Source organism: uncultured Paraglaciecola sp., assembly GCF_913058035.1.
In the GTDB taxonomy this organism is placed as follows: domain Bacteria; phylum Pseudomonadota; class Gammaproteobacteria; order Enterobacterales; family Alteromonadaceae; genus Paraglaciecola.
This window is the reverse complement of record NZ_CAJXPA010000057.1, coordinates 1-25,423: the sequence shown is the minus strand read 5'-3', so window position 1 is coordinate 25,423 and position 25,423 is coordinate 1. Positions and strand designations below refer to the sequence as shown.

Genomic DNA, 25,423 nt, shown 5'->3' with positions numbered 1-25,423 from the left:
GGTGTATTGAAGTTAGTTAATGAGTATTCAAGTGGAGAGCAAGGTCATTTGATTCGATACGCAAGCATGTGAACTTTGGACATAGACAAAAACGATAATTGGAAAACGCTACCAGAAACACAAGTGACTAATTTAGCAAAATAATCCAACTATGTGTCGATGAGCAAGGCATTAAAAAAGTTGATTTTCTAGCAGCAGAAAACATCATTGTAAACGTAATTGAGTCAGTACCTGAGCTTGGCGACATTAGTTAATAAAGACGGTATTGTGAAAGCCCCCTAAAGATTTTTTCATATGTTTTTTAGTGGCATTGTAATTAAGACTTATGCAGCTTATTAATAAAGTGAGTTAAATGATGCATCAATTGTCTAATCCTCTTAGCATTTCATAATAAAAAATTAGACCCTAATTAATTTTTCAACCCTAAATAGATTTTTTACTAAGCAGTTGATAAATGGAACGTTTATCAACTACTTACTATCTTTATTACAGTTATTATTAATACTTAATTGTCATCTGATATAGATTAGGCATTCATGCATTGGTCGCATATCATGACTTTCAAGTTATGGTTAAAAGCAAAGCTGATACAAATTAGCGATAAACATGCTTCAACCTTTAATCAAATATCCTCTTTATTCAACTGACGAGGACAAGCTTAAACACGGTCACGTTATGTTAACAGGGTTTACTGGTTATTCTCGTGAGAGAAAATATCCAGAGACCTAAGAATGAAATCATTCATGACTATTTTATCAATATTTACTCTCATGTTTAATAGTAATTTTGTTAAAGCAGAAACTAGTGGGTTGTTTATTGGAAACAGTTTTACATGTGGCTCTGCCGCTAAATATTATCGCGCAGATTCAGTTACCGACTTGAACAATGAGGGTATTGGTGGAGTACCTGCACTTTTTAAGTCTTTCACTCAACAAGCGGGTCTTAATTATGATGTTTATCTGGAAACTAAAAGTGGCAGTGCTCTGGACTTTCACTTAGAAAATAAATCAGCCGAAATTAGCATACAAGCATCGGATCAGTTAGTAACGCATGGTTTTAGTACTTTGGATAGCAACAAACTAGGTGATCCAACACTACTTGTGGAAACAGCAGTGAAAATGTCATCATTCTTGCAGCAGTTGAATCAAAATGCAGAAGTATTTCTTAGCGCAACGTGGTCCCGTGCAAATTTGGTTTGCAAAGTTAATCGTCATTGGTTATTTACACACATAGAAAAATGGCATTAGACGTGTGTGCTGGATACAACAAAGCGGCAGCAGCGGCTCCCGTAGTTAAATCTGTCGACGGTGTGGGTTAAACGTGGACTCGAGCAATGGTAAGTGGCATTGCCGATACTAATCTGTGCGATGGAATTGAATTTGGTAAAATTAACCTGTGGTCTTGGGATTATTATCATGCCAGAACTCACGGCTACTATCTTCACGCTCTGATGATATTTAGTAATCTGACTGGCGTAGATCCTCGCTCACTTGGTAAAAATGAATGTTCAGGGTTTGAACTTGGCATGTCACGACACAAAGTAGGCATATTATAACAAGCTGCCTTCGAGCAGCTTGCAAGCGAGAATAAAGTAGAAGCTGCAACTTTATTAATACCTAAGTCCAGTCAACAAAGCTATTACGCCTTAAATCAACTGAAATGAATAAGAACCTTATGTAGCAAGCCATGCATATATATTAAAACTTTGCGAGCAAGTTTGTACCGCGAATCAGTAACATATTGTTGAAGGATAAAAAAATAGTATGCTTCCGCTGGGACTAAAAGAATCAAAGAACTCAAACACATTGATTGATATAAATAACACGACAATGTCAGGTCAAGAAATTTTAAGTGGAAGTACATTATTTTTGTTTGAGATGGTTTTTAAAAACTGTGTTGGTAAATATTGCCAACTAAAATATAAATATGTTATTTCGATAAGCAGTAATTTTTTAATCTTACACTTGTTCATCTAATACAATAAAAGAAATATCTTTTTTCATGTTAATATTTAATCGTTTGTTATGGTTAATGGTTAATGGTATTTAATATTGAGCTATTGACTTTAAACAGTCGTATGCTTTTTGAATTTTAAACTATAGAGAATTAATTAATCTATGAACAAACTTATAAAATTATTACTTACACTCGCCCTATTTGCAGGCGTCGCTTTCCTAGTGTTCGTTGCTGGAAATTTTGCTTTGGCTGGATCACCGTTAATTGCATTGATACCAGTCTCAGTCGTATTGTTCGTTATTGTAATGTACATCCGGTACAACGACAAAATTGGCTAAATGACTAAGTTTTCAGATTTTTATAACAAATTTTAAAGCTTATCTCACATATTATAGACCAGATAATAACTTTTTAGTGGCGATCTTAACGTCGTCCTTATTGACATTATATGTGAGAATAAACGAACATCTTGCACTAGTTTTTAATGATATATCAACCCGGTACACAACAAAATACTTAGGCATAATATTTTTAAGTAATTGACCAAGATGACAATTTTTACATTTTACTATAATCCACCTCGTTTCGATGTGATTGTTATTGTCATCAGCAGCAATGCAATATTTATTAATTATTAAGTATTAAGTATCGATAATTACTACGGAATATAAGAATGTTAATTGACTTCTTTGATAAAAAACGAGTTTGTGAAATATTTGTTAATTAAAAAGTGAACCGTTTTTTTATTGTGTGCGTAGTTCTCAATGCTACTAATGAAAAATTCAAGGTAGAGAATTTAATTTTTTTTTAATCCACATAGAAGAGAAGATTACATGATAAAAAATGATACTTTCAACAAAGGGAAGGGCATTTCATTAAGCCTTGCTAGCGTTAAAGTAAAATCAATATTAACTTTATTGTTTTTATTTTTGTTACCCACCTCAGCACATGCTGCGGCAAACCTAAAATCTGACGATTTTGTTGGTATTTCGTTTTGGCTAATATCGATGGCGCTTATGGCGTCAACGGTGTTTTTCTTATGGGAGACCCAAAGCGTTACTGCAAAATGGAAGACGTCACTGGTTGTTTCGGCATTGGTAACGTTTATCGCTGCAGTCCATTATTTTTATATGCGTGATGTTTGGGTTGCTACGCAATCAACGCCTACTGTATATAGATATATAGATTGGTTACTAACAGTGCCATTACTAATGATTGAGTTCTACCTCATTTTACGCGCCATTGGCGTTGCGTCTGCAGGCATTTTCTGGCGCCTATTGATAGGTACTTTGGTCATGCTCATACCTGGTTATATGGCTGAGTCTGGTTACTTAAATATCACAGTCGGATTCGTGATTGGTATGGCAGGTTGGTTCTACATACTATATGAAATCTTTCTTGGTGAAGCTGGTAAAGCTGCCGAAGCAGCAGCTAGTGAAGCAGTAAAGTATGCCTATAAAGCAATGCGTTGGATCGTAACAGTAGGTTGGGCGATTTACCCAATTGGTTATGTGCTTGGATACATGACTGGTACTGCCGATCAGGAAGCATTGAATATTGTATACAACCTTGCCGATTTAGTTAACAAAGTCGCCTTTGGTTTGTTGATTTGGTTTGCTGCAACTAGCGAAAGCCAGCCAGCAACAGTAGCAGCAAAATAAACTCGAATAATTAATAATAATAATTATTGTACTTATGAGTTTGCAATCTCGATAAGAGGTTGCAAACTTTTTTACACATACGAGTAGTATTCATGACTCAAACCAAAGAAATTATGCAACACCAATCCACCTTCTTATTACAGCAATGTGAAGACGTCATGTTTTCCCTAATAAAGGATAATGAACCTTCATGCTTTCATTTGGCAAGTGGCGGAAGCAGGACTCGGGCAAAATTATGTATTGATGCTGGGTTAGCTCTTCAACTTTCTTCAAAAACCATCGTTGCTTTGGCTAGTACCATAGAATTACTCCACAACGCATCATTAGTGCATGACGATTTACAAGACGCCGATATTTCTCGTCGAGGTCGAGAATCAGTGTGGAAAAAATATGGCAATTCTCACGCTGTCTGCGCAGGCGATGCAATGATATCTGCTGCATTTGGTTCGCTTGCCGATGTAGACACATTTACCACTTTACCTTCAATTTTATCCCAGACTCATAGTGCAGTATCGTTAACTGTTCAAGGTCAATCTATGGACCTCAATGCGCAGTCAACAATAACTGAACACGAATATGAGTACATAGCGGCAATGAAATCTGGACCATTAATTCAACTCACACTTGCACTACCATTAACCGCCGCAGGTTACGATGAGCATATCAAGACAGTCAATCTTGCACTTAACAAATTTTCAATTGCCTATCAGATACTTGACGACTTAGATGACTGGGAACAAGACAAGCAAAACGAACAACTCAATTTAATTAATCTATTGATACCACGATATTCATTAGATGAGTCCATATCGATTGCTCGAAATCGTGTCCAATACTTATTAAATCGTTGTCACAGAGAACTTAGCGTACTTCCCTTAAACTGCGCAGCATCTGTGATAACAGCTACTCACAAACTGTTAGCAAAAGCCAAGGTAGACTTGAATGAATAAAGCGGTTGTTATCGGAGCTGGTTTTGGAGGTATAGCCTCTGCGCTTCGCTTAAAAGCTAAAGGTTATGATGTTGTGATTGTTGACCAACGTGAGAAACTCGGTGGACGTGCTCAACAATTTAATAAAGAAGGATTTATTTTTGATGCCGGACCAACAGTTGTCACGGCTCCATTTTTATTTGAAGAGTTATTTTCACTTTTCGATAAAAAAATGAAAGACTATATAAATTTAGTACCAGTGGAACCTTGGTACCGTTTTGTTTATCCGGACGGTAGTCACTTTGACTACGGTGGAACAATTGAAGATACATTGGCTCGTATAGCTGAAATTGAGCCTGAAGATCAAGCTGGATACCGCTCACTTCTGGCGCAATCGGAAGCCATTTTTAATGTTGGTTTCACTCAGCTATCTGATAAACCCTTTCACAAGTTTTCTACCATGATTGCCCAGGTACCTGCACTTATCCGACTCAAGTGTTATCGTACAGTTTGGCAAACGGTCTGTGCACACTTAAAAAATGATAAGTTGCGTCAAGCTTTTTCAATTCAGCCTTTGTTGGTTGGGGGTAATCCATTTGCAACAACCAGCATTTACAGCCTTATTCATTATTTGGAACGCAAATGGGGAGTTCATTTTGCAATGGGAGGCACTGGGGCACTAGTTGAGGGTCTTGCTGAACTCATGAAAGAACAAGGTATTGAAATAAAGCTCAATACTAAAGTAAATGATTTAAGCATTCACAACAACAGAATCACTGAAGTTCACACTAACACAGGCACTCTTTCATGCGATAAATTGGTGTCCAACATAGACCCCAAGTATCTGTATCGAAATCTTATACCGAAAAAAAATCAAACTATTAGTGCAAAAGTTAAAACTAAACATGCCAAATTATCAATGGGGCTTTATGTTTTATATTTTGGCACAACAAAACAATACCCAGACATAGTGCATCACACTATTTGGCTAGGAAAACGCTACAAAGCTTTGTTAAGTGATATTTTTGATAAAAAAGTACTGGCTGATGATTTTTCCTTATATCTACATCGCCCCACAGCAACTGATCCTAGTATGGCACCTGATGGGTGTGATTCTTTTTACGTACTGGCACCAGTTCCTAATAACCTGTCAGGGATAGACTGGGCAGAACAAGAAAAAGATTATGGAGATCGTATTATCAAAGCATTGGAGCAAACAATTATGCCGGAGCTTTCATCGTACATAGTTCATCGTTTTGCCAAAACACCAAATGACTTTGAGCAGGACTACAGCAGTGTTGAAGGAAGCGGTTTTTCAATTGCTCCTACTTTTCAACAGTCTGCTTGGTTTCGCTTCCATAATAAAGCTGAAGGCCCAGAAAACTTATACTTGTGCGGTGCAGGAACCCATCCCGGAGCAGGTCTTCCTGGTGTATTGTCTTCGGCTAAAGTGGTTGACCAACTTATACCTAAAATTCAGAAATGAATCGTGAATGATGAGCGATGATCCTACTGAATTACTAAAAAAGCATGGAAAAACATTTAACTTTGCGCGTTTGTTCTTGGGTTCAGAAACGGGTTTTGCTGCAGCGCGTTTATATCGATTTTGTCGAATAGTGGATGATATAGCTGATGAAAGCCCAGATTCTAAGGTTGCCAAGATAAACCTTGATGAATTAAAAAATTCAATAACACAAAACACTGCTAGCCATCTTGTCGTAAAAGATTTTCTTAAATTGTGTGAAGAATACGATATTGACAGAAATCACGGCATCACATTAATAGACGGTGTTAGTCAGGATCTCAACCCCGTTGTTTTACCTTCGACCGAAACATTGATTCAATATGCGTTCAAAGTAGCAGGGGTCGTTGGCTTGATGATGGCTCCTATATTAGGCGCCAAAAAAGAGGGGCATGCCTTTGCTGTTGATTTAGGTATTGGCATGCAGCTTACTAACATTGCTAGAGATGTACTGGAAGACGCTAAAATGGGGCGTCGTTATTTACCTGGCGAGTTAGTCAACACATTGTTAGCATCACAAATTCAATTGGCAAATTTTGAGCATAGACAGCAGATACAAGATGCAATAAAGGTTTTAATAAACCTTGCCGAAGAATATTATCAAAGCGGATTAGCCGGTTTATACTACCTTCCACCACGCAACAGGCAAGCAATTGCGGTTGCCGCCTATGTGTATAGAGATATTGGAAGGAAATTATTGAAAAATGACTGTCGTTACTGGGAAGGCAGGATATTTGTGTCAAAACTCAGAAAAATATCATTAGCTAGCCAAGCGCTTTGGCATTTAAAAACTTCAGCTATTGCAAGCCACGAAACCGAACACCAAAATAAATTACATCGTTATTTGTAGTGTGAATTTTTTAGTGAGTGAACAACGTAATGGTTTATGACTACGACTTAATCATCATTGGAGCAGGTGCAGCAGGGCTTTCACTGCTTTTAGCCCTTGATGATGCTGAATATATTCAATCAGTAAAACTGGTTGAGCGAAGCTTAGGCCCTAAGAACGACCGAATTTGGAGTTTTTGGAACAACGATTCAGTTCCGAGATATCTTAAAGCAATAGTGACCCAAGAATGGCAAAAATGGGAGATTTCAGTAGATGACTGTAATTATCCAATGAGCCATCCTTATCACCGATATTGTTCCATTAGGTCTGAATCGCTAATGAATTTGGCGCAGCAACGTGTGCAAGCAAAAACACATTTCGACATTGAATTTGATATTGACGTTATATCTGTAGAATCAACAAGTGAGCATGCATTGGTCACTACAAAAAGCGGCCAATTGACTGCTAGATGGGTTGTTGATACCCGCCCCCCTCCCTTAAAAACGCACCATGATGGACTTCTTCAGTGTTTCTACGGTGAGGAAATTGTTACTGATTCCGATGTGTTTAACTCTTCTACCGTCAAACTCATGCAGCAGTTGGCCAGCTCAGAATTGGGTATTGAATTTATATACATCTTACCTTTCAGTCCAAATCACGCGTTAGTTGAGTTTACGTGTTTTAGTCCTACCATCATCGAACGAACGATTTTACAAGCACGCCTTAAAAGTAGAATGCACGATATAATCGGCTCACAGGATTATAAGGTTGAGCGACATGAATGCGCAGTATTACCTATGTATAGTATTAATGAAAATACCAATAATAAAAACAAACGCCTCATTTATGGAGGGATAGCAGGAGGCGCGATGCGAGCTTCAACTGGATATAGTTTTCTAGCATGTCAAAGATGGGCTAAGCAGTGTGCGACTGAACTAAGCTCTAAACCATTATTATCTGCAACATTTTCATTATCACCATTCACACCCATCGGAAGTGTTTACCAAAAAATGGATAGGCTAATGTTAGCTGTTTTAAGAAATGACATGCATATCGGTGTGACTATTTTTCTACAAATGTTTAAAAAGGTTAACCCCGAACGTTTTGTCCGCTTTATGACAGAACAAGCCACTATCATTGATTTTATTTGTATTATTTGGGCCATGCCAAAAAGTGCTTTTTTACGTGTTTTTCTATTTCGAAAAAAAATGAGCATACATGGTGAGTAAATTGCGTTACACCCAGTTTTATTTGAGCATTTGCACCTTAGCCATCATTGCAACACTGATTAATCTTGATATGTCCTCAGACAACTTAATTATTATGCTAGCGCTGGCCGTTATTTTTTTAGGATTACCTCATGGAGCACTTGATTTTGCTGTCGCGAAATCGATGAACTTTGTCCCATCTATCTCATTGGCTATTCGTTTTATCGCTGTTTATATGGGTATAGCGGCGTTATCCATCATTTTTTGGGTCTACATGCCTGAAGCAGCATTAGTAATATTCTTGAGTATATCAGTATTCCATTTTTCTGCAGACTGGCGGCTCTCTTTACCATTTTTCTCACGCTTAGGGCTGGCTAGTTCTCTAATCTGCGGCCCTTCCGTTTTTCACTCTTCAACAGTTACTGACCTCTTTACTGCTTTGTTAGTAACAGCTGAAGCAGCTAATTGGATTGTTCAAGGCATGCGACTAACATTTTATATTGGAACACTATTTTTTTTATATTATGTAATTCGGTCATTGTTCAGAAAAAAAAGTCCAGATGTGTGGCAATACATAGAATGGTTAGCAATCATTTTCAGTAGTCTGATTTTGAGTCCCTTAATACACTTTGGTCTATATTTTTGTCTATTACATTCACCAAAGCACCTTCAAGACGTGGGTGTAGAACTGGGTGTTAGCATAAAACGTGCTGTCATTATTAGCCTTCCATTTGTAATATTGACCATTATTTTAGGGGCTGTCATGTATGAGTTTTTTGGTAGTGATAAGTTGAGCAACGATTTATTGCGCTGGATTTTTATCGGGCTATTCGGTTTAACTGTGTCGCATATGGTGTTAATTCACTTGTGGCACGGTTCAGACTGAAGAAATGCGTTCAGGAATGTTATGCCTTGTATGCTCGAATACTTTTGGAAACCAAGCTGCAAAAATGTTGGAGCCATCTTCTAGCAACTTAACTAGTTCTTGTTCATCCCACCAGCGAACATCCATTACTTCATCTGGATTTTGTACCCATTGAACACTGTCTACTTCGGTAATAACTATTTTATCTAGCTCGTGTTCGATCATGTTGTTGTCTAGCTGATACTTGTACTGAATTTGTCCTATATGCGACAAGTTTAAAAGCTCGAATATACCTAACTCTTCAGAAACACGTCTTCTTGCAGCATCATTTATATTTTCGTCTGGTAAAGGATGTGAACAACAGGTGTTAGCCCAAAGTCCACCACTGTGATACTTATGCAATGCACGACGTTGAAGAAGATATTCAATTCGCTCATTCTTACGCCGGATTATCATCAAAGAAAAGGCTAGGTGCAGGTCTCCACGGAGGTGAGCCAACATTTTTTCTGCATAGCCAATAATTTTGCCGTTGTTGTCGACTAAAGCTACAAGTATTTCTGTATTCTCTTTTTTCATACGTTTAAAACAGCGTTAAACATAAAAAAGATCAGTATTAACTTACTTTTTATAAACATATATCTTATTTTTTTTACATATTAATAACAATGATTGAATATAACATTAAATAGGTAAATTATTTATTTCATCTTAGTTCTTAACCACACTACTAGCCCAGAAATAGCCAAGAAAAAAGGTAATAAAAACAATATAACTATAACTTGGCGTTTTTGTTGACTGGTTAAATCTAAGCGTTCAACTTTTGTTTCTTTTGCGCTGATATATGTTTTGTAATCTAACTCTGCTAACCAGTTAACTAAGTTAAGTCCCATCTGAGCGTTGCTATATTGCTCGATATAAACGTTGCTTAAAAAGTCTGCGTCTGTGAACACGATTAGTCGGGTATCTGATAATTTATCTTCTGCAAGACCATCATTTTTTTCTTCTATCACTACGTAAGCAAACGGAATCGGCCCCGCAGTGTCGGTACTTGGATCAAATTGAATATCTAAAGTTCGATTGGTTTCTGCCCAACTATTTTCTGTTGATGCCGTAGAAACAATCACAGCATGTTTGATGCTTGCACGGCGCTGGGGTAAAACATGAATAGATCGTGGACGAACATAAAATGTATAATCCAAACCTTCAGTTAATGCTTTGTGACGTTGATAGTTTTTTGTTGCAGGGCTGCCGACATCGTCACCGATATGATTGGTAAGATCGACCACAATGTCAGACTGAACATCAAGCCCCCATTGATTAAGAATAGTGTTTAAACTTGGATTTTTTTGAAGTTGTTCTGCATTTAATGGGTTGTCTGGGGTGGTAACCAAGGTGTGTTCAATTAAAAATAATGCATCGCCCCCTCTGGTTAAATAATCGCTAATAACTGTTTCTTCATTTAGGCTTAACTGTGTTTTTGGACCAGCAATAATCAATACGTCACAATCAACAGGAATAGACTGACTAATTCCTAACATTAATATTTTGCTAGTAATGTTGTTATCAGATAACAGTTGTTTGAATTTCGATAAACCAGTAAATTCCACATTTGAACTCGAATACTCACCATGCCCAGTCAGAAAATACGCTGTCCTTGGAGCGCGACTAACACTGGCTATTGCATTGGTTAATTTATCTTCAGACAACACACTCTGAGTAAAATCGACATCTTTACGGTTGTTCCCAGATTGAACAATCACTTTTCGCTCATCCGCATTAATCGCATTACCGAATTTTGCGGCGTAGGCAATCTGTTCAATAGGATCGATAATTTCAGTTTTAATGACAGCCTTAGACACTCTTTCATATTCTTTGAATAGGTCAAGTAGATACTTGGGTGGCATGCCTACATGAAAAGCAGTTAACTGCACCTCCTTGGCCAATGTGCTGACATACTCTTTGGTATTGTTAGATAATGTATGTTGTTTATCTTGCGTTACATCCCATCTTAAGTTCGAGTTATTGGCTAAGTAATGACTGACTCCAATAAACGCCATGCTGCCTGTGACGATACAAATAACCATAGATAGCTTTTTCCATCGTTTAAAGCTAAAAGGCGATACCCATCTACTCGAATTGTCTTGATTAGAACTATGTCTGTTAATCAAGCTGATTTGTACAACAAATACAATGCCACCAATGGCGGCAAGTGTCATTGCCAAGTAACTGAATTGTTGTTTGATATAAACAAGCGATAATCCAAGAATAAGACATAAAAGTCCAAAAACGCAGAACAACGGTAAAAGATTACGTTTATTCATTAATGCCACAACCTATTGTCGATACTCAGCCGTGTGAGAACTAAACACAGTAAAATACCTGCTAAATAGTAAACCACGTCACTGGGGGTAATGATGCCTATAGCGAAGTTTTCTAAATGTGTATGAGTACTCAACTGGATAAGAAAGTACTCAGCAGGTCCACTAACGTATTGAGTAAAACTAGCAGCAAAGTAGAGTGAAAACAAAATCAGGTAAGACACCATAGCGGCAATTATTTGATTCGACGTCCAAGAAGAAACTAATAAACCAACAGCAATGAAAAAAGCACCTTCCAACCAAATCCCTAGATATCCCGATAAGATACTGGAGGGATCTGGGTCACCGAAATATTCCACAATAAAGTAGTAACTAAGCGTCAGGCCAATTAAAAGTGTAAAGAAAATAAGCATACTGAAATATTTACCCAACACAATGATGGTGTGAGTTAAGGGAGCAGTGAGCAAAAATTCCATAGTGCCGTTTGATTTTTCTTCAGAAAATAAGCGCATAGTTAATAGCGGAATAAAAAACACCAACATAAATTCCATTAGTTGAAAAACATCTCGCAAAGACACTTCACGATTTTGATCGATAATTAGAAAAAAGAATGTATTAAATAATGACAGCATCACAATTAAAATTATATAAGCAACTGGTGAGCTAAAAAAGCTGTGTAATTCCTTTTTTATTAATGCGAAAACTTTATTCATCTGACATTTGCCCCCCTTCATGTTTTGATCTGTGGACTTGATGGTGATTAATAAAAACCTGTTCTAAGGTTAAAGGTCGTAATTGATTAACATCTTTGTTTTTCAGTAACTCTTCTAAAGGGTCATCAAGCAATATTCGCCCCGACTTGATCATGAGTACCCGCTGAGCTACTTGTTCAATTTCAGTCAAGTTGTGAGTACTTAGCAAGACCGTTCTTTGGTCTCGTTGATTTTTGATCAAGGTCAACACTTGTTGAATTTGCATAGGGTCAAGGCCACTCGTGGGTTCATCTAAAATGAGCAGTTTAGGTTCGTGAATAATCGCCTGGGCGATGCCAACTCGTTGTTTGTATCCTTTGGATAAAGTGGCAATGGTTTTTTGTTTAACCTGCTCTAGGTCACACTCCTCGAGTACTTTAGCCAGTTGAGATAATCGATTGTTTTTAGGTACACCTTTAATTTCAGCTGCAAATTTTAGATAATACTGCACTGTCATATCACCATACAGCGGGGGTTTCTCAGGTAAATAGCCAATTTTTTGCCGAATGGTCAATGAGTGTTTAGCGATATCATCACCATCTATGTGTACCGTGCCAGATGATGCTGAAATAAAAGAAGTCAAAATACGCATCAAGGTGGTTTTCCCAGCAGCATTTTTACCTAGTAGCCCAACAATATCGCCTTTTTTCATTTCAAAGGAAACCTTATCTAATGCTTGAAATGAACCAAAACTTTTACTGACTTGTTGAACAATCAACATTGAAAATGTCCTTCTTCGATAAATAGTAGATTAACTTTATTTTTCCTATCATAGACCTTTTGCAACCGAAGCTCGCGGCCAATGCAAGATCTGCTTCACAAACACTTTGTTTAGTGTTGTCTTATGCCTTATCCGATTTTGCTTTGCCAACACGTCTGATTAAACATGGGGCGACAATATATGATAAGTAGTGGCTACCTCCCGATTTTTCAGAGTACTGTTAGCAACTGTTACTATTTCGATATTCAATTCAGATAACCATATTATTAAGAAGCGATAAGTCGATATTACGACAGTGACATGCTCTATTCCCTTTCACCTTCGTATATTTCATAGTAAGGGTCATGCTATGAAATATACGCTATTACTGAATACTCTTTATCTGTTATACCGCTCAAATCTGACAAAGGCACTTTCCAAGGTACTTTATACATAAGGCTGATAATTAATTAAAGATGAAAACCTAATCTGTTCAATATTGATCGATAAACTTATATAAATAAACTCAATATCACAGGTATCCAAGTTCACTGTGTTACGGATTAAAAAAGCTTAGTGTGGTGGTTTACTAGTGGATATGGCTTAAAACTTAATTGGAAAAAATCTTACCACCCCATTTTGAAAAAAATCATTGAACATCATAAAAAGTATGACTCAACTTACCTTAATCAAAAAGGTTTAGCTTACGTGTGCTAAAAGTGCCGACCTCTAAAGCTATTTACTGCAATCTGTACCTAAAGCGGATAGGCTAATAACATTAAGTTAACAATAACAATAATTTAGGATCTCCAATGAATTTAGCAAGTCTCGATATAGCCATTTTTGTGGTTTATGTAATAGGGCTTTTAGCCCTAGCCTTATATATCTCCCGAGCAGAAAAAAATCACGAAAGAGATACCAAGGATTACTTTTTAGCCAGTAAATCACTCCCTTGGTGGGCCATAGGTGCATCACTTATTGCTGCGAATATCTCAGCTGAGCAAATCATTGGTATGTCAGGTTCAGGTTACATACTCGGTTTAGGCATTGCGTCATACGAGTGGATGGCGGCAATCACTTTGATAATAGTAGGTAAGTACTTTTTACCTATTTTCCTCAAAAATGAAATTTATACGATGCCTCAGTATTTGCAGCAACGTTTTGATGGACGAGTAAAGACAATCATGGCAGTTTTCTGGTTGGCTGTGTATATATTTGTTAATTTGACCGCGGTTTTATGGTTGGGTGGTTTAGCCATTACCACGATCACTGGTGTTGATTTAGCTTACGGTATGATATTTCTTGGTTTGTTTTCTATTGCCTATTCATCATATGGTGGTTTAAAAGCCGTTGCTTACACCGACATAATCCAAGTTGTGTTATTAGTATTTGGCGGGTTGGTCCTAACCTATATTAGCTTGGATTTAGTATCAGATGGCATGGGTGTTTTTGCAGGGTTCTCCATATTGACGGAGCTAGCACCCGAAAAATTTGACATGATATTTGCTGCTGATAGCCCGCACTATATCAGCCTACCTGGTTTGTCAGTGTTAATTGGTGGTATGTGGGTAATGAATATTTCTTATTGGGGTTTTAACCAATACATTATTCAACGCGCATTAGCGGCTAAAGACTTGGCCGAAGCGCAGAAAGGTATTGCATTTGCGGCCTATTTAAAAATTTTAGTTCCCTTTTTTGTAGTTGTTCCAGGCATAGCCGCGTCTGTATTATTTACTGATTTAGACCGAGCAGATCAAGCTTATCCAAGTTTAATGAACTTAATGCCTGTTGGATTAAAGGGGTTAGTATTTGCCGCATTATTTGCCGCGATAGTCTCTTCATTAGCATCTATGTGCAATAGTATATCAACTATCTTTACTATGGATATTTACTCTCATTTCAAAAAAGATAAAAGCCAAAGTCACTATGTCAAAGTAGGTCGTATAGTGAGCATTGTTGCGCTAATTATTGCGATGATATGCGCAAGACCATTACTAGGACAATTTGAACAAGCGTTTCAATATATACAAGAATTTACGGGTTTCTTTACTCCCGGAATAGTCGTTATCTTTTTATTGGGTATGTTTTGGAAAACGATGAATTCAGTAGGCGCAATTACAGCAGCTGTAGGCTCAGCCGCGCTATCCATTCTGTTTAAAGTTACCTTACCTAATTTACCCTTTATGGACCGAGTGGGTGTAGTGTTTTTAGCCTGCATAGCGTTAGCAGTATTGGCATCCCTCGCAACCCGCAAAAGCTATGTTGCTGGAGGCACAGGTGTTGTTTCGTTAGACAAAGTGAACTTTGATACCTCAGGCTCCTTTAATATTCTTGGCATAGGAATAGTTGTCATCCTTGCCGCGTTATATGCCACTTGGTGGTAAGATATTACCGACAATACGGTAATAAAGAACATTAATAAAACTTGAATTAGGAGTGTTTCAATTAAATGTCATACTTGATAAAGCATTGTGTTTTGTTCACTCCTGTTTGGTTCGCATGTTAGTTATAAGGATAAAAATGATAAAATATATCAGTGTTTGGTTGGCTTTCACGACAAGTATGTTTGTCCTCGCCGTTCCAACGCAGTCCTTGAATTGGCAAAATCCAGAAGTGTTTAGAATAAATAAGGAGCCAGCTCGAAGTTTTTTCTATAGCTATGACAATGCTGATGCAGCATTTTCTAAAACACCTTGGGATCAGCCCAACCATATATTACTTAATGGTCAGTGGAAGTTTAACTGGGTCAATTCTGTAAAGAAAAAACCCGATGACTTTTACCAAACTAATTTTGACCATAGCCAGTGGGGCCAGATTGCAGTTCCCGCCAACTGGGAAGTAAATGGTTACGGCACACCTTTTTATCATTCCCACCAATGTTTTAAAGCCAATGCAGTCCCACCCGAAATGCCGGTTCATTACAATCCAGTTGGCAGTTATCTAAAAACGTTTACCTTGCCAGCTGAATGGACTAAAAAACAAGTATTTGTGCACTTTGGTGCAGTTAAGTCAGCTTTTTATTTATGGATAAATGGTCAAGAAGTGGGTTATTCACAAGACTCAAAAACGGCAGCCGAGTTTGATATCAGCGCTTATTTGCAAGCAGGTGAAAACCAATTGGCTTTGCAGGTATATCGTTATTCTGATGGCTCTTATTTCGAATGTCAGGATATGTGGCGAGTCAGCGGTATTGAGCGTGATGTTTATTTATTTGCTACTCCCAAAGTACATATAAAAGACTTTCATGCGTACACTACCCTTACAGATAATTACAGCAAAGGTGAATTACAGCTCAGTGTTGTAATTGACAATAAGCAAGACAAAACAGTCAGTGGATATCAGTTAAAAGTGCAGCTGTTTGATCACCAACAAAAAACACTGTTCGAAGAAAACTTAGATATTAAAAAACTATCAAAAGACAAGAGTGCAGTGGTTAATTATACCACCAGCATTGACTCTCCCGATCTATGGAGTGCTGAAACTCCTAACTTATATGATTTAAAACTCACCTTATTAGATACCCAAGGCAAAGCCATCGAGCATATTGGCCATAACATAGGCTTTCGCTCAACAGAGCTTAAAAATGGCAATATATTAATTAATGGACAACCTGTTTTATTTAAAGGCGTCAACCGCCATGAGCATGACCCAGTCACGGCCCATGTGGTGACGCGTGAACTGATGCTCAAAGATGTACAGTTAATGAAACAATTCAACATCAACGCAGTGCGAATGGCTCACTACCCTAACGATCCGTATATGTATTATCTAGCCGATTTGTACGGATTGTATGTAATGGATGAGGCCAATACCGAGTCTCATGGCGTCGGCGCTGCCAATCAAGGCCCATATGATCCAGATACACACTTAGTCAACAAACCAGAGTGGGCCGCAGCCTACATTGATCGTGTAAGTAACATGTACCACGCCACTAAAAATAATCCGTCTGTAGTGATGCGCTCACTGGGTAACGAATCTGGTGATGGCCCTAACTTAGAGGCCACCTATGATTGGTTAAAACAACAAGAACCTAACAGTCCTGTTATTTCTGAACAAGCACAAATGCGCCGTCACACGGATGTCTATGGACAGATGTATGCGCCAATAAGTGATATAGAGCGTTATGCCAAGCGCAAACTTGATATAACTCGTCCGGTTATATTGATCGAATACGAACATGCCATGGGCAACTCTCTTGGAAATTTTAAAGAATACTGGGATAGTTTTGAAAAATACCCTTCTTTGCAAGGTGGATTTATTTGGGATTGGGTTGACCAGACATTTGCGATGAAAACGCTCGATGGTACACCTTATTGGGGGTATGGCGGTGATTTAGAGCCAGATGCCACCGTTTCATCTTTGAGCTTTTCAGCTAACGGTTTGGTATTTGCTGATCGCACACCCTACCCTTATTTGTGGGAGGTAAAAAACGTACAGCAAAACGTTGGCTTTAGCAGCGATGATATAGAGTCAGGTGCACTCACGATCTTTAACAAACATTATTTTGTTAGTTTACAGGGGTACAGTTTGAGCTGGCAGCTATTGGCTGAGGGAAAACAAGTGGCGCAAGGACAAGGTTTACCTCTAAGTGCTGAAGCGCAGCAAAAACAACATATGCAATTGGATTATGGAATACAGCTTCAATCTGGTGATGAATATTTTCTAAATGTACAAGTAACAGCTAATAAAACCAATGGTGTGATCCCTAAAGGGCACGTCATTGCATGGTCACAGCTAGCTTTGACTGAGGTATCGATAGCCCCAAAAGAGCAGCCTAAAATTCAACTATCAATCAGCGATAAAAAACAGGCGTATCATTTTAAAGGTAGAGAATTTAGTTTAAGTATCGATAAAACAACAGGTCTAATTAGCTCAATGGTATATTTTGGTAACGAACTATTAAAGGCATCGCCAAGGCCAGATTTTTGGCGTGCCCCAACCGATAACGATCTACCTATCAAAGATTATGGTGACAAGATTAGCCCTTGGCAAAAAGCTGGAAAAGACACTTCGTTAGTGTCGATGAAACTAACAAAAGAGTCAAAATATCAGGCAAAGATTAAAGTTGAACATTATATTAATTCAATAGGAAGTCGTTACTTCACCACTTATCATATTTTTGGCAACGGTGAAGTAAACGTTGATGTATATTTCTATGCCGCACCACATAAAAAACAATCTGAGATCCCACGCTTGGGCACATTATTCGAGCTAGACAAGCAGTACTCAAACGTTAGCTGGTATGGCCGTGGCCCTCACGAAAACTATAGTGACAGAAATACATCTGCACATGTTGGTCAATATCAAAGTAATGTGGCAGATTTATTTGTTGCTTATGTACGACCACAAGAGAATGGTTATCGCACTGATGTGCGCCATGTGTCGTTCTTCAATAAAGATGGTAAAGGCATCACCTTTAAAGGTGCCCCACTGATTGGTTTTGGAGCACAGTATTATGATACAGCCGATTATCACGCCACAGCTGCACAAGTAAAAGCAAAAAATCTTCACCCTCATGAACTGCCCAACAAGCAAAAAATTTACGTCAACATAGATTATATGCAACGTGGTGTAGGTGGTACGAATACTTGGGGTGCCAAACCATTATCTGATTATGTTATTCCCTATTTAGATTATCAGTATTCTTATTCGTTTATGCCCTCTAAGCAATAAACGAGTAAACAGTCACCGGAAAAAAGTAATCAGGAGCGATATAATAAATATGACTGACTTGAGTTTTACATTCCAGCAACAGTGGCGCTTCGTAATAGAAATTTCTTTCAACTGTGCCAATGTATAACATACGAAGCATAATACTTGGACACTATTGTTTAGATCCAAAGGTTTAAATCCGAAATATGAGTATGAAGTGGCATTTTTATCGAGATCAGCTATTGAAGTTATACCTTGGTTTTCTAAAAGGTTGAGTGTGCCAGCTTTTAACGAGATTGTGCATTGTATGAAAATGCAAATGCTCACTGGAACTATCTAGGGGAATGTTTGGAAAGCGCTATATTGCGTGACAATGTTTTCAAATAAGGGCTCCAAAGGCTTAGCTTGGTTCCAAGACTGCTCGCCCATTGCCCCAAAATTTTAACCTTAACTACCTTGTTTACTCTATGGATATTAACGAACAAGTAGGTGGAGAGTCGCTAGAGATGCCAGTTAATCATTTATGAACACATACGGCACCGAATTGTTTCTATCAAAGGTGAATATTGGTTATCCACTAATCATAGAGCGGTGCCCAAAATCCTCCTAGTGATATCACTGACATTTGTGTTTATAGCAACACGCTATATCAATTTTCAATGTCTAAAATTCTCTACGGCTGATTAGTTTAAACTAAAAAGTCCCCGTTGAGTTTGCTCAGCTCTCATTAAGTCCAGATATCTCTATCGACTTAGATTTTTGCAAAAAATCAATAAACTGTTCTTCTGGTAGTGGATGGCTAAAGTAAAAACCCTGTATTTCGTCGCAGCCCATAGAAGCAAGGATGTCCTGCTGCTCATTGCCTTCGACACCCTCTGCTATCACTTTTAATTCCAAGTTACGTCCTAATTCGATAATAGTGCGAACGATCGACTGATCAGCTGTTTGATGTTGAATATCTTGGATGAAGGATTGATCTATTTTTAGTTTATCAATATCGAATTTTCGAAGATAACTGAGGGAAGAATAACCTGTACCAAAATCATCAATGGCCAAGTGTACACCCAATTTTTTTAGTTGCGCTAACGTTTCAATAGCCTCTTCTTCATTGAAGATAATGACCCCTTCAGTTACCTCCAACTCTAAGTTTTTAGCTTCCAATCCAGTGTCTTTTAATACCTTGGTAACTTTACTCAGAAAGTCTTTATGACCAAATTGCAATGGTGAAATATTGACGGCTATGACTAAGTCATTCCACCCTAAACTTACAAGGTTTTGAGCTTTCTGACATGCTGTATACAAAATCCAATCGCCTAGTGAATCGATAAGTCCTGCACGTTCAGCCAATGGTATAAACTCACTGGGAGAGATCCACTGTCCGTTTCTTTGCCAGCGAATAAGTACTTCAGCACCGATGACTTTTCGACTAAAAAGCGCCATCTGTGGCTGGAAATATAACTCGAATTGGGTCGTTTCAATCGCAAAGCGCATATCTTCAATCAATTGTTGCTCGTAATACAATTTCTCGCCTAATTGAAGATTAAATAACACATGACGTTTATCACCGCTACTGGCTGACTTATCTAATGCCGCAAGCGAATTTTTGTGTAATTGAGTATAGTCATTTCCATGTTCAGGATAGTTAGCAAAACCAAAATCAAGATGCACTTTATATTGACAATGAAAAATCGTAGAACTTATTCTTAGATCTATTTGCTCTACCAAACTATCTATTTTTGCATTGCTCAAGTCACTGGTGCAGATTAAGGCAAAACTTTTCTCGCCTAAATGAAAAATGCGACAACCAGCTTCGTCTATGTTTGATAATATGTTATCTAAAGAGCTAGCGACCTCTTTAACCACGGTCGATGCCACTGTTACTCCTTGCCCCGCAATCAATTGACTAAACGAGCGAATTTCAATTAACCCTAAAGTAAATTTATGTTCTGTTTGGCAAAAACGTGTGACAGTTTTTTCTAATTCATAATGATTAAGTAAGCCTGTTTGTGGATGATGGCTGACTTTATATTGTAGTTCTTGTTCAATTTTTTTACGCTTAGTGATATCAGTTAAGTGCATATCCCATTGGCGCTGATCTTCTAACCAATGCAGATTACATTGAAAATATAATTGTGCAATTTGATATTCAAATTGTTTTGAGTCTGCTTGACCTTCATCCAAAATTTGTTTTTGATATACTTCAATGTCTTTAGCTAACAACAACTCAGCCTTACCCGTACTTAATGCTAGTTTTTTGAGCAAGTTTTCAGTCGCTGGATTATAATAAGTCACAATATTTTTGTTATCTAAACTAATAACAGGATTGGGATTACGTGTTGAAAAGAGAGAAAGTCGTTGATTATTGACTGCAGTTGATAGGTAAGCTTTCATTACCTTTGCCACCATATAAGCCAATATCAAGGTAGCTAAGCCATATACCAAAACAAAAATACAAACCAGATCGATACCACTTAAAATATCACTTTTAGATTTTGTAACGCTATTTTCTGTGAGATTACTTAATTGCTGTATTTGTGGATTAATAGAAAGTCGTACATCGCCAATAATAACTAATTGCCGATGAGCCAAAACCCAATTGGTTTCAGAAGCATTAATATTTTGCACAAAATCATCGGCAAGGATGTCCAACTCTTGCAGACTTGTCCGAGTAAGCTGTAGGGGAAAGATGTCACCAAATTGAACTAATAAAATGTTCAAAGCATCTTGAGATTGTTGATTGCTTTGAGTGAAGCCTCGCTCAAAGCTATTTGGTTGTTGATTAGCATAAAATTCGTACAACAAGCGCTCTTGTTCTATTAATCCATTATTTAACTTTCGTAGCAGATCGTAGGCCGGTACTTCTTGCTCGATGAGCTTAATAGTTCTATTTGCAATGAAATCACCCTTGTAATAAACCACGCCACTAACTGTGATTCCTAAAACCAGTACTAGGGCAAGAATAACGTTAATGAGCCTATGGTAGCGCTGGTTGACAATGTTAATCGACAATTCAAAAACCTATTAAGTAATATTTTCACAAGGGTCAGCTGTTAAAATAAGTTAACCACAATTATTATAATTTTAGCGGAATAAATAAAATAATTAATTTCTAACGTGGAGGAAGCATGCCTCCTGCACCACCTGGAGGCATCATACCTTTCATGTTGTGCATCATTTTTTTCATACCACCACCTGACATCTTTTTCATCATTTTTTGCATCTGAGTAAATTGTTTTAGCAACCTATTCACATCTTGTATTTGGGTACCTGAACCTGCTGCAATGCGACGTTTACGTCCGCCTCTAATGACGTCTGGCCGGGTACGTTCTCCTGGTGTCATAGAATTTATAATTGATTCCATTTGTACAAAAGATTTATCGTTCGCTTTATCTTTAATTTGTGCAGTCATATTGCCCATGCCTGGCATTTTATCCATCATTGACATCATGCCACCCATGTTACGCATTTGCTCTAATTGCTCTTTAAAATCCTGTAAATCAAAGCCTTTGCCTTTTTGTACTTTTTTGGCCAGTTTTTGGGCTTTATCTTTATCAACTTTCCGTTCAACTTCTTCAATTAAGCTGAGCACATCACCCATACCCAATATACGTGATGCGATACGTTCTGGATGGAAAGCTTCTAATGCGTCGAGTTTTTCACCCATACCAATAAATTTGATGGGTTTACCTGTGATATGTCTAACTGATAATGCAGCACCACCTCGCGCATCACCGTCAGCTTTGGTCAAAACCACGCCAGTTAAAGGTAATGCGTCATTGAAAGCTTTCGCTGTATTGGCGGCATCTTGGCCAGTCATGGCGTCTACAACGAACAATGTTTCAATTGGATTGATAGCTTTATGTAAAGCTTGTATTTCACCCATCATCTGGCCATCAACATGCAAACGACCCGCCGTATCCATAAGTAGCACATCAAAAAAGTGTTTCCGGGCAAAATCTATTGCTGCATTAGCAATATCGATAGGCTTTTGGTCTTCTGACGATGGAAAAAATTCTACTCCTACTTCCGTGGCTAACGTTTCTAGTTGTTTAATGGCTGCTGGACGATATACATCGACGCTTACCACTAATACTTTTTTCTTTTCACGCTGCTTTAATAACGCAGCCAACTTACCTACAGTAGTTGTTTTACCTGCTCCTTGTAGGCCAGCCATTAACACAATTGCGGGAGGCTGAGCCGCTAAATTCAATGACTCGTTCACCTGCCCCATTACTGACTCAAGCTCTGATTGAACAATTTTGATGAAGACTTGGCCAGGGTTAAGGCTTTTGCTTACTTCGGTGCCTACCGCACGTTCTTTTACTTGGCCGATAAAATCTCTTACGACAGGCAAGGCAACATCAGCTTCTAACAATGCCATACGGACTTCACGTAAGGTATCTTTGATATTGTCTTCAGTAAGTCGCCCTTTACCACTGATATTTTTAAGGGTTTTGCCTAGGCGTTCGGAAAGATTTTCAAACATGTATTACGCTACCAACAATTTTCAATGACTTTATTATATACAAGAAGCTAACAGATAAAAATACTCAAGCACATATCTACTTAGAGATTTTGTTAGTTAATGCTTAAAACTGACTTGAGCTATGTAATGTGCTGAGAATTAGTGTTATTTTTATGGGTATTATATTATCGCTTTAGTTTATGGAAAATTAGTAAGCAAAATGTTTATTACTCTCTTAACCAATATTATCTTAAGAAATCTGTCATGTTGATGGATGCCATATGTTTTATTTTTTATATATTGTCGTCAGGCATCATTGTTACTGGTATGTTTCAAGAAAAAGGGCCTAATAAGCTCACAGCCATTATGAGTGTTTTGGTTGCAATGGGTCTACATCTCGCTATTTTGAGAAGCGGAATACTTATTGAACCTGCTCAAGGTCAGAACATGAGTATGTTAAATGTGGCTTCGTTGGTGGGTTGGTTAATTAGTGTCACTATGCTGTTTGCATCATTTAAATTACCCAATACTATCTTACTGCCCGTGGTTTACAGTTTCACAGGTTTGATTGTTCTTTTAAGCGGATTGATACCCAGTGCCCATGTTGTACAAATCAACATTAATCCAAATTTACTAATCCATATCAGTTTGGCATTATTTGCATATTCAGTTTTGGCTATAGCTTCATTGTATGCAGTGCAATTATCATATATAAATTTCCGCCTTAAAGAGAAAAACGCCTCACTCCTGCACTCTTCATTACCACCTTTAATGGCAGTAGAAAATATTCTATTTAAATTGTTGTTGGTAGGTACTATTTTATTAACATTATCTTTGGTTAGTGGATTCATGTTTTTAGATAATATGTTTGTTAAAGGACAAGCCCACAAAACTATCTTGTCACTGCTAGCATGGGGACTATATACTGTTATCTTGTTGGGGCACTCTGTGTTTGGATGGCGTGGGAGACATGTGGTGTGGTCAACTATTGTTGGCGGTATATTACTTACTCTGGCGTATTTTGGCAGTCGATTTGTTAGAGAATTCTTACTTAACGCTTGAATAGCTGTTAAATTGCCCTTAAAGTGCTCATTCAAAAATTGTATAGGATCTCTCTAGTTGGAAGACATCTCCACCAGTAGTTTATTTATAATTCTAGGTGTTTTAATTTTTCTTTCTGCATACTTTTCAAGTTCAGAGACTGGTTTGATGTCAATTAATCGGTATCGTCTTAAACATCTTGAAAATGAGGGGCACGCAGGGGCACTAAGAGTTCAGAAACTATTGCAACGTCCCGATCGACTCATCGGATTAATCCTTATCGGCAATAATTTAGTGAATGTATTTGCATCCATTATTGCTGCACAAATATGTGTGAGGATGTTTGGAGACTTAGGCGTAGCGATCGCAGGAGTAGCTCTAACCATTATTCTATTAATATTCGCAGAAGTAACGCCTAAAACACTGGCCGCTCTATATCCAGAAAAAATATCTTTTCCTAGTTCTGTCATATTAAGTCCATTGTTATTTATATTTATGCCAATTGTAGTTGCATTGAATTGGATCACAAACGGAATACTTGCTCTATTTAAAATCAATCCTAGAAATGCGGATGACGACCCCCTAAGTCAGGAAGAGCTTCGAACTGTGGTGTATGAAGCAGGGAATATGATACCCAAAAAACATCAAGATATGTTGGTTGCAATCTTAGATTTAGGAAAAGTCTCCGCAGAAGATATTATGGTGCCTCGCAGTGACATTATGGCTATTGATATCAACGACGAATGGAAAGATATACAAAAACAATTGGTCAATGCACAACACACGAGAGTGCTCTTATATCGAGGGAGTATTGATGATGCTGTGGGGTTTGTTCATGTCCGTGATGCTCTAAGGTTATTGTCGAAAGATCAGTTTAACAAAGCAAGCCTCTTGCGTGCAGTGCGAAAAATTTACTTTACGCCCGAATCTACACCTTTACATACTTTGATGTATAAGTTCCAAGCTGCTAAAGAACGAATTGGCTTGGTGGTTGATGAGTATGGCGACATACAAGGCTTAGTTACCTTAGAAGATATATTAGAAGAAATTATTGGTGACTTTACTACCAGTATTTTACCTGACCATAGTAAAGAAGCTAATTTGCAACAAGATGGTAGCGTATTGATAGATGGAAGTGCCAATATTCGAGAGCTTAACAAAGAATTGGAATGGCAATTTCCTACAGAAGGTCCTAAAACCTTAAATGGGTTAATCTTAGAATATTTAGAAGATATTCCAGAAGCAAATATTAGTCTACGTATCGCCGGTTATCCAATCGAAGTATTAGAGATGAAAGACAATATGGTTAAGACAGTTCGCGTAATACCTGAATTTTATCGACGAGAAGAGATGAATTATTCTGAATGATTTATCTCTTCTTTTTTTCTCGATTACTTTTAATTTTATTCTTAAAAATTTCTACTTTTTCATTTAAATTGGTCAGGCGCTCATATATGAACTGAAGCTCGTCGTCATGAGTCAGTTGCGATTTTTTTACATGGTATTCCAACGCTTGTCGCAAGAC

General features: G+C 37.8%; 18 protein-coding genes. 12 read left to right on the top strand and 6 right to left on the bottom strand.

All coding sequences use genetic code 11. From position 1 onward, the window contains the following. Window positions 1-731: 731 nt before the first annotated feature. From QZ562_RS09535 to QZ562_RS09500, 8 genes are all read left to right on the top strand, one after another. Window positions 732-1,247 carry a hypothetical protein gene (locus QZ562_RS09535; protein WP_293759395.1) on the top strand — a complete coding sequence of 172 codons (516 nt, stop codon included), beginning with the start codon at window positions 732-734 and terminating at the stop codon, window positions 1,245-1,247. 86 nt (window positions 1,248-1,333) lie between these two features. Continuing rightward, entirely contained in the window at window positions 1,334-1,555 is a 222-nt protein-coding gene (locus QZ562_RS09530; RefSeq protein ID WP_293759394.1) for a hypothetical protein, read from the top strand. A gap of 1,234 nt (window positions 1,556-2,789) precedes the next feature. Next, complete coding sequence (locus QZ562_RS09525) at window positions 2,790-3,617, top strand: bacteriorhodopsin-like (protein WP_293759393.1); 828 nt, start codon at window positions 2,790-2,792, stop codon at window positions 3,615-3,617. Window positions 3,618-3,709: 92 nt separating this feature from the next. Then, window positions 3,710-4,567, top strand: a complete 858-nt coding sequence (locus tag QZ562_RS09520) for a polyprenyl synthetase family protein (RefSeq protein ID WP_293759392.1) — start codon at window positions 3,710-3,712, stop codon at window positions 4,565-4,567. Beyond that, the gene (crtI, locus tag QZ562_RS09515; protein WP_293759391.1) at window positions 4,560-6,032 is read left to right on the top strand and encodes a phytoene desaturase family protein; all 1,473 of its coding nucleotides are present in this window, start codon (window positions 4,560-4,562) and stop codon (window positions 6,030-6,032) included. Before QZ562_RS09520 ends, crtI begins: the two co-directional genes overlap by 8 nt. Window positions 6,033-6,039: 7 nt before the next feature. Further along, complete coding sequence (locus tag QZ562_RS09510; RefSeq protein ID WP_293759390.1) at window positions 6,040-6,918, top strand: phytoene/squalene synthase family protein; 879 nt, start codon at window positions 6,040-6,042, stop codon at window positions 6,916-6,918. 17 nt (window positions 6,919-6,935) lie between these two features. Next, the gene (locus QZ562_RS09505) at window positions 6,936-8,126 is read left to right on the top strand and encodes a lycopene cyclase family protein (RefSeq protein ID WP_293759389.1); all 1,191 of its coding nucleotides are present in this window, start codon (window positions 6,936-6,938) and stop codon (window positions 8,124-8,126) included. After that, window positions 8,116-8,991: a Brp/Blh family beta-carotene 15,15'-dioxygenase gene (locus tag QZ562_RS09500; RefSeq protein ID WP_293759388.1), complete on the top strand. Its 876-nt coding sequence runs from the start codon at window positions 8,116-8,118 to the stop codon at window positions 8,989-8,991. The genes QZ562_RS09505 and QZ562_RS09500 overlap by 11 nt, the downstream gene beginning before the upstream one ends. Here the strand turns inward: QZ562_RS09500 and idi are convergent. From idi to QZ562_RS09480, 4 genes are all read right to left on the bottom strand, one after another. Then, on the bottom strand, window positions 8,983-9,546 hold the full coding sequence (gene idi / locus QZ562_RS09495) for an isopentenyl-diphosphate Delta-isomerase (RefSeq protein ID WP_293759387.1): 564 nt from the start codon (window positions 9,544-9,546) through the stop codon (window positions 8,983-8,985). The two genes, QZ562_RS09500 and idi, sit on opposite strands and share 9 nt — an antisense overlap. A 122-nt stretch (window positions 9,547-9,668) precedes the next feature. Next, on the bottom strand, window positions 9,669-11,291 hold the full coding sequence (locus tag QZ562_RS09490; protein WP_293759386.1) for a GldG family protein: 1,623 nt from the start codon (window positions 11,289-11,291) through the stop codon (window positions 9,669-9,671). Next, window positions 11,291-12,001 carry an ABC-2 transporter permease gene (locus tag QZ562_RS09485; RefSeq protein ID WP_293759385.1) on the bottom strand — a complete coding sequence of 237 codons (711 nt, stop codon included), beginning with the start codon at window positions 11,999-12,001 and terminating at the stop codon, window positions 11,291-11,293. The genes QZ562_RS09490 and QZ562_RS09485 overlap by 1 nt, the downstream gene beginning before the upstream one ends. Then, on the bottom strand, window positions 11,994-12,761 hold the full coding sequence (locus tag QZ562_RS09480; protein WP_293759384.1) for an ABC transporter ATP-binding protein: 768 nt from the start codon (window positions 12,759-12,761) through the stop codon (window positions 11,994-11,996). The genes QZ562_RS09485 and QZ562_RS09480 overlap by 8 nt, the downstream gene beginning before the upstream one ends. A 791-nt stretch (window positions 12,762-13,552) precedes the next feature. Between QZ562_RS09480 and QZ562_RS09475 the strand changes: the two genes are divergently transcribed. Both QZ562_RS09475 and QZ562_RS09470 read left to right on the top strand, forming a co-directional pair. Beyond that, entirely contained in the window at window positions 13,553-15,124 is a 1,572-nt protein-coding gene (locus QZ562_RS09475) for a sodium/sugar symporter (RefSeq protein ID WP_293759383.1), read from the top strand. Window positions 15,125-15,260: 136 nt separating this feature from the next. Continuing rightward, window positions 15,261-18,413 (top strand): glycoside hydrolase family 2 TIM barrel-domain containing protein, encoded by a 3,153-nt coding sequence (locus tag QZ562_RS09470; protein WP_293759382.1) that lies wholly within the window; start codon window positions 15,261-15,263, stop codon window positions 18,411-18,413. A 696-nt stretch (window positions 18,414-19,109) separates the two neighbouring features. On the opposite strand, the gene QZ562_RS09465 is transcribed toward QZ562_RS09470, so the two are convergent. Together QZ562_RS09465 and ffh are read right to left on the bottom strand one after the other, a co-directional pair. Then, entirely contained in the window at window positions 19,110-21,401 is a 2,292-nt protein-coding gene (locus QZ562_RS09465) for a GGDEF domain-containing phosphodiesterase (RefSeq protein WP_293759381.1), read from the bottom strand. Window positions 21,402-21,501: 100 nt separating this feature from the next. After that, window positions 21,502-22,878: a signal recognition particle protein gene (ffh, locus tag QZ562_RS09460; protein WP_293759380.1), complete on the bottom strand. Its 1,377-nt coding sequence runs from the start codon at window positions 22,876-22,878 to the stop codon at window positions 21,502-21,504. Window positions 22,879-23,121: 243 nt separating this feature from the next. On the opposite strand from ffh, the gene ccsA reads away from it, so the two are divergent. Together ccsA and QZ562_RS09450 are read left to right on the top strand one after the other, a co-directional pair. Next, window positions 23,122-23,919: a cytochrome c biogenesis protein CcsA gene (gene ccsA, locus QZ562_RS09455; RefSeq protein WP_293759379.1), complete on the top strand. Its 798-nt coding sequence runs from the start codon at window positions 23,122-23,124 to the stop codon at window positions 23,917-23,919. A 57-nt stretch (window positions 23,920-23,976) separates the two neighbouring features. Further along, window positions 23,977-25,266, top strand: a complete 1,290-nt coding sequence (locus QZ562_RS09450) for an HlyC/CorC family transporter (RefSeq protein ID WP_293759378.1) — start codon at window positions 23,977-23,979, stop codon at window positions 25,264-25,266. Window positions 25,267-25,423 lie beyond the last annotated feature (157 nt).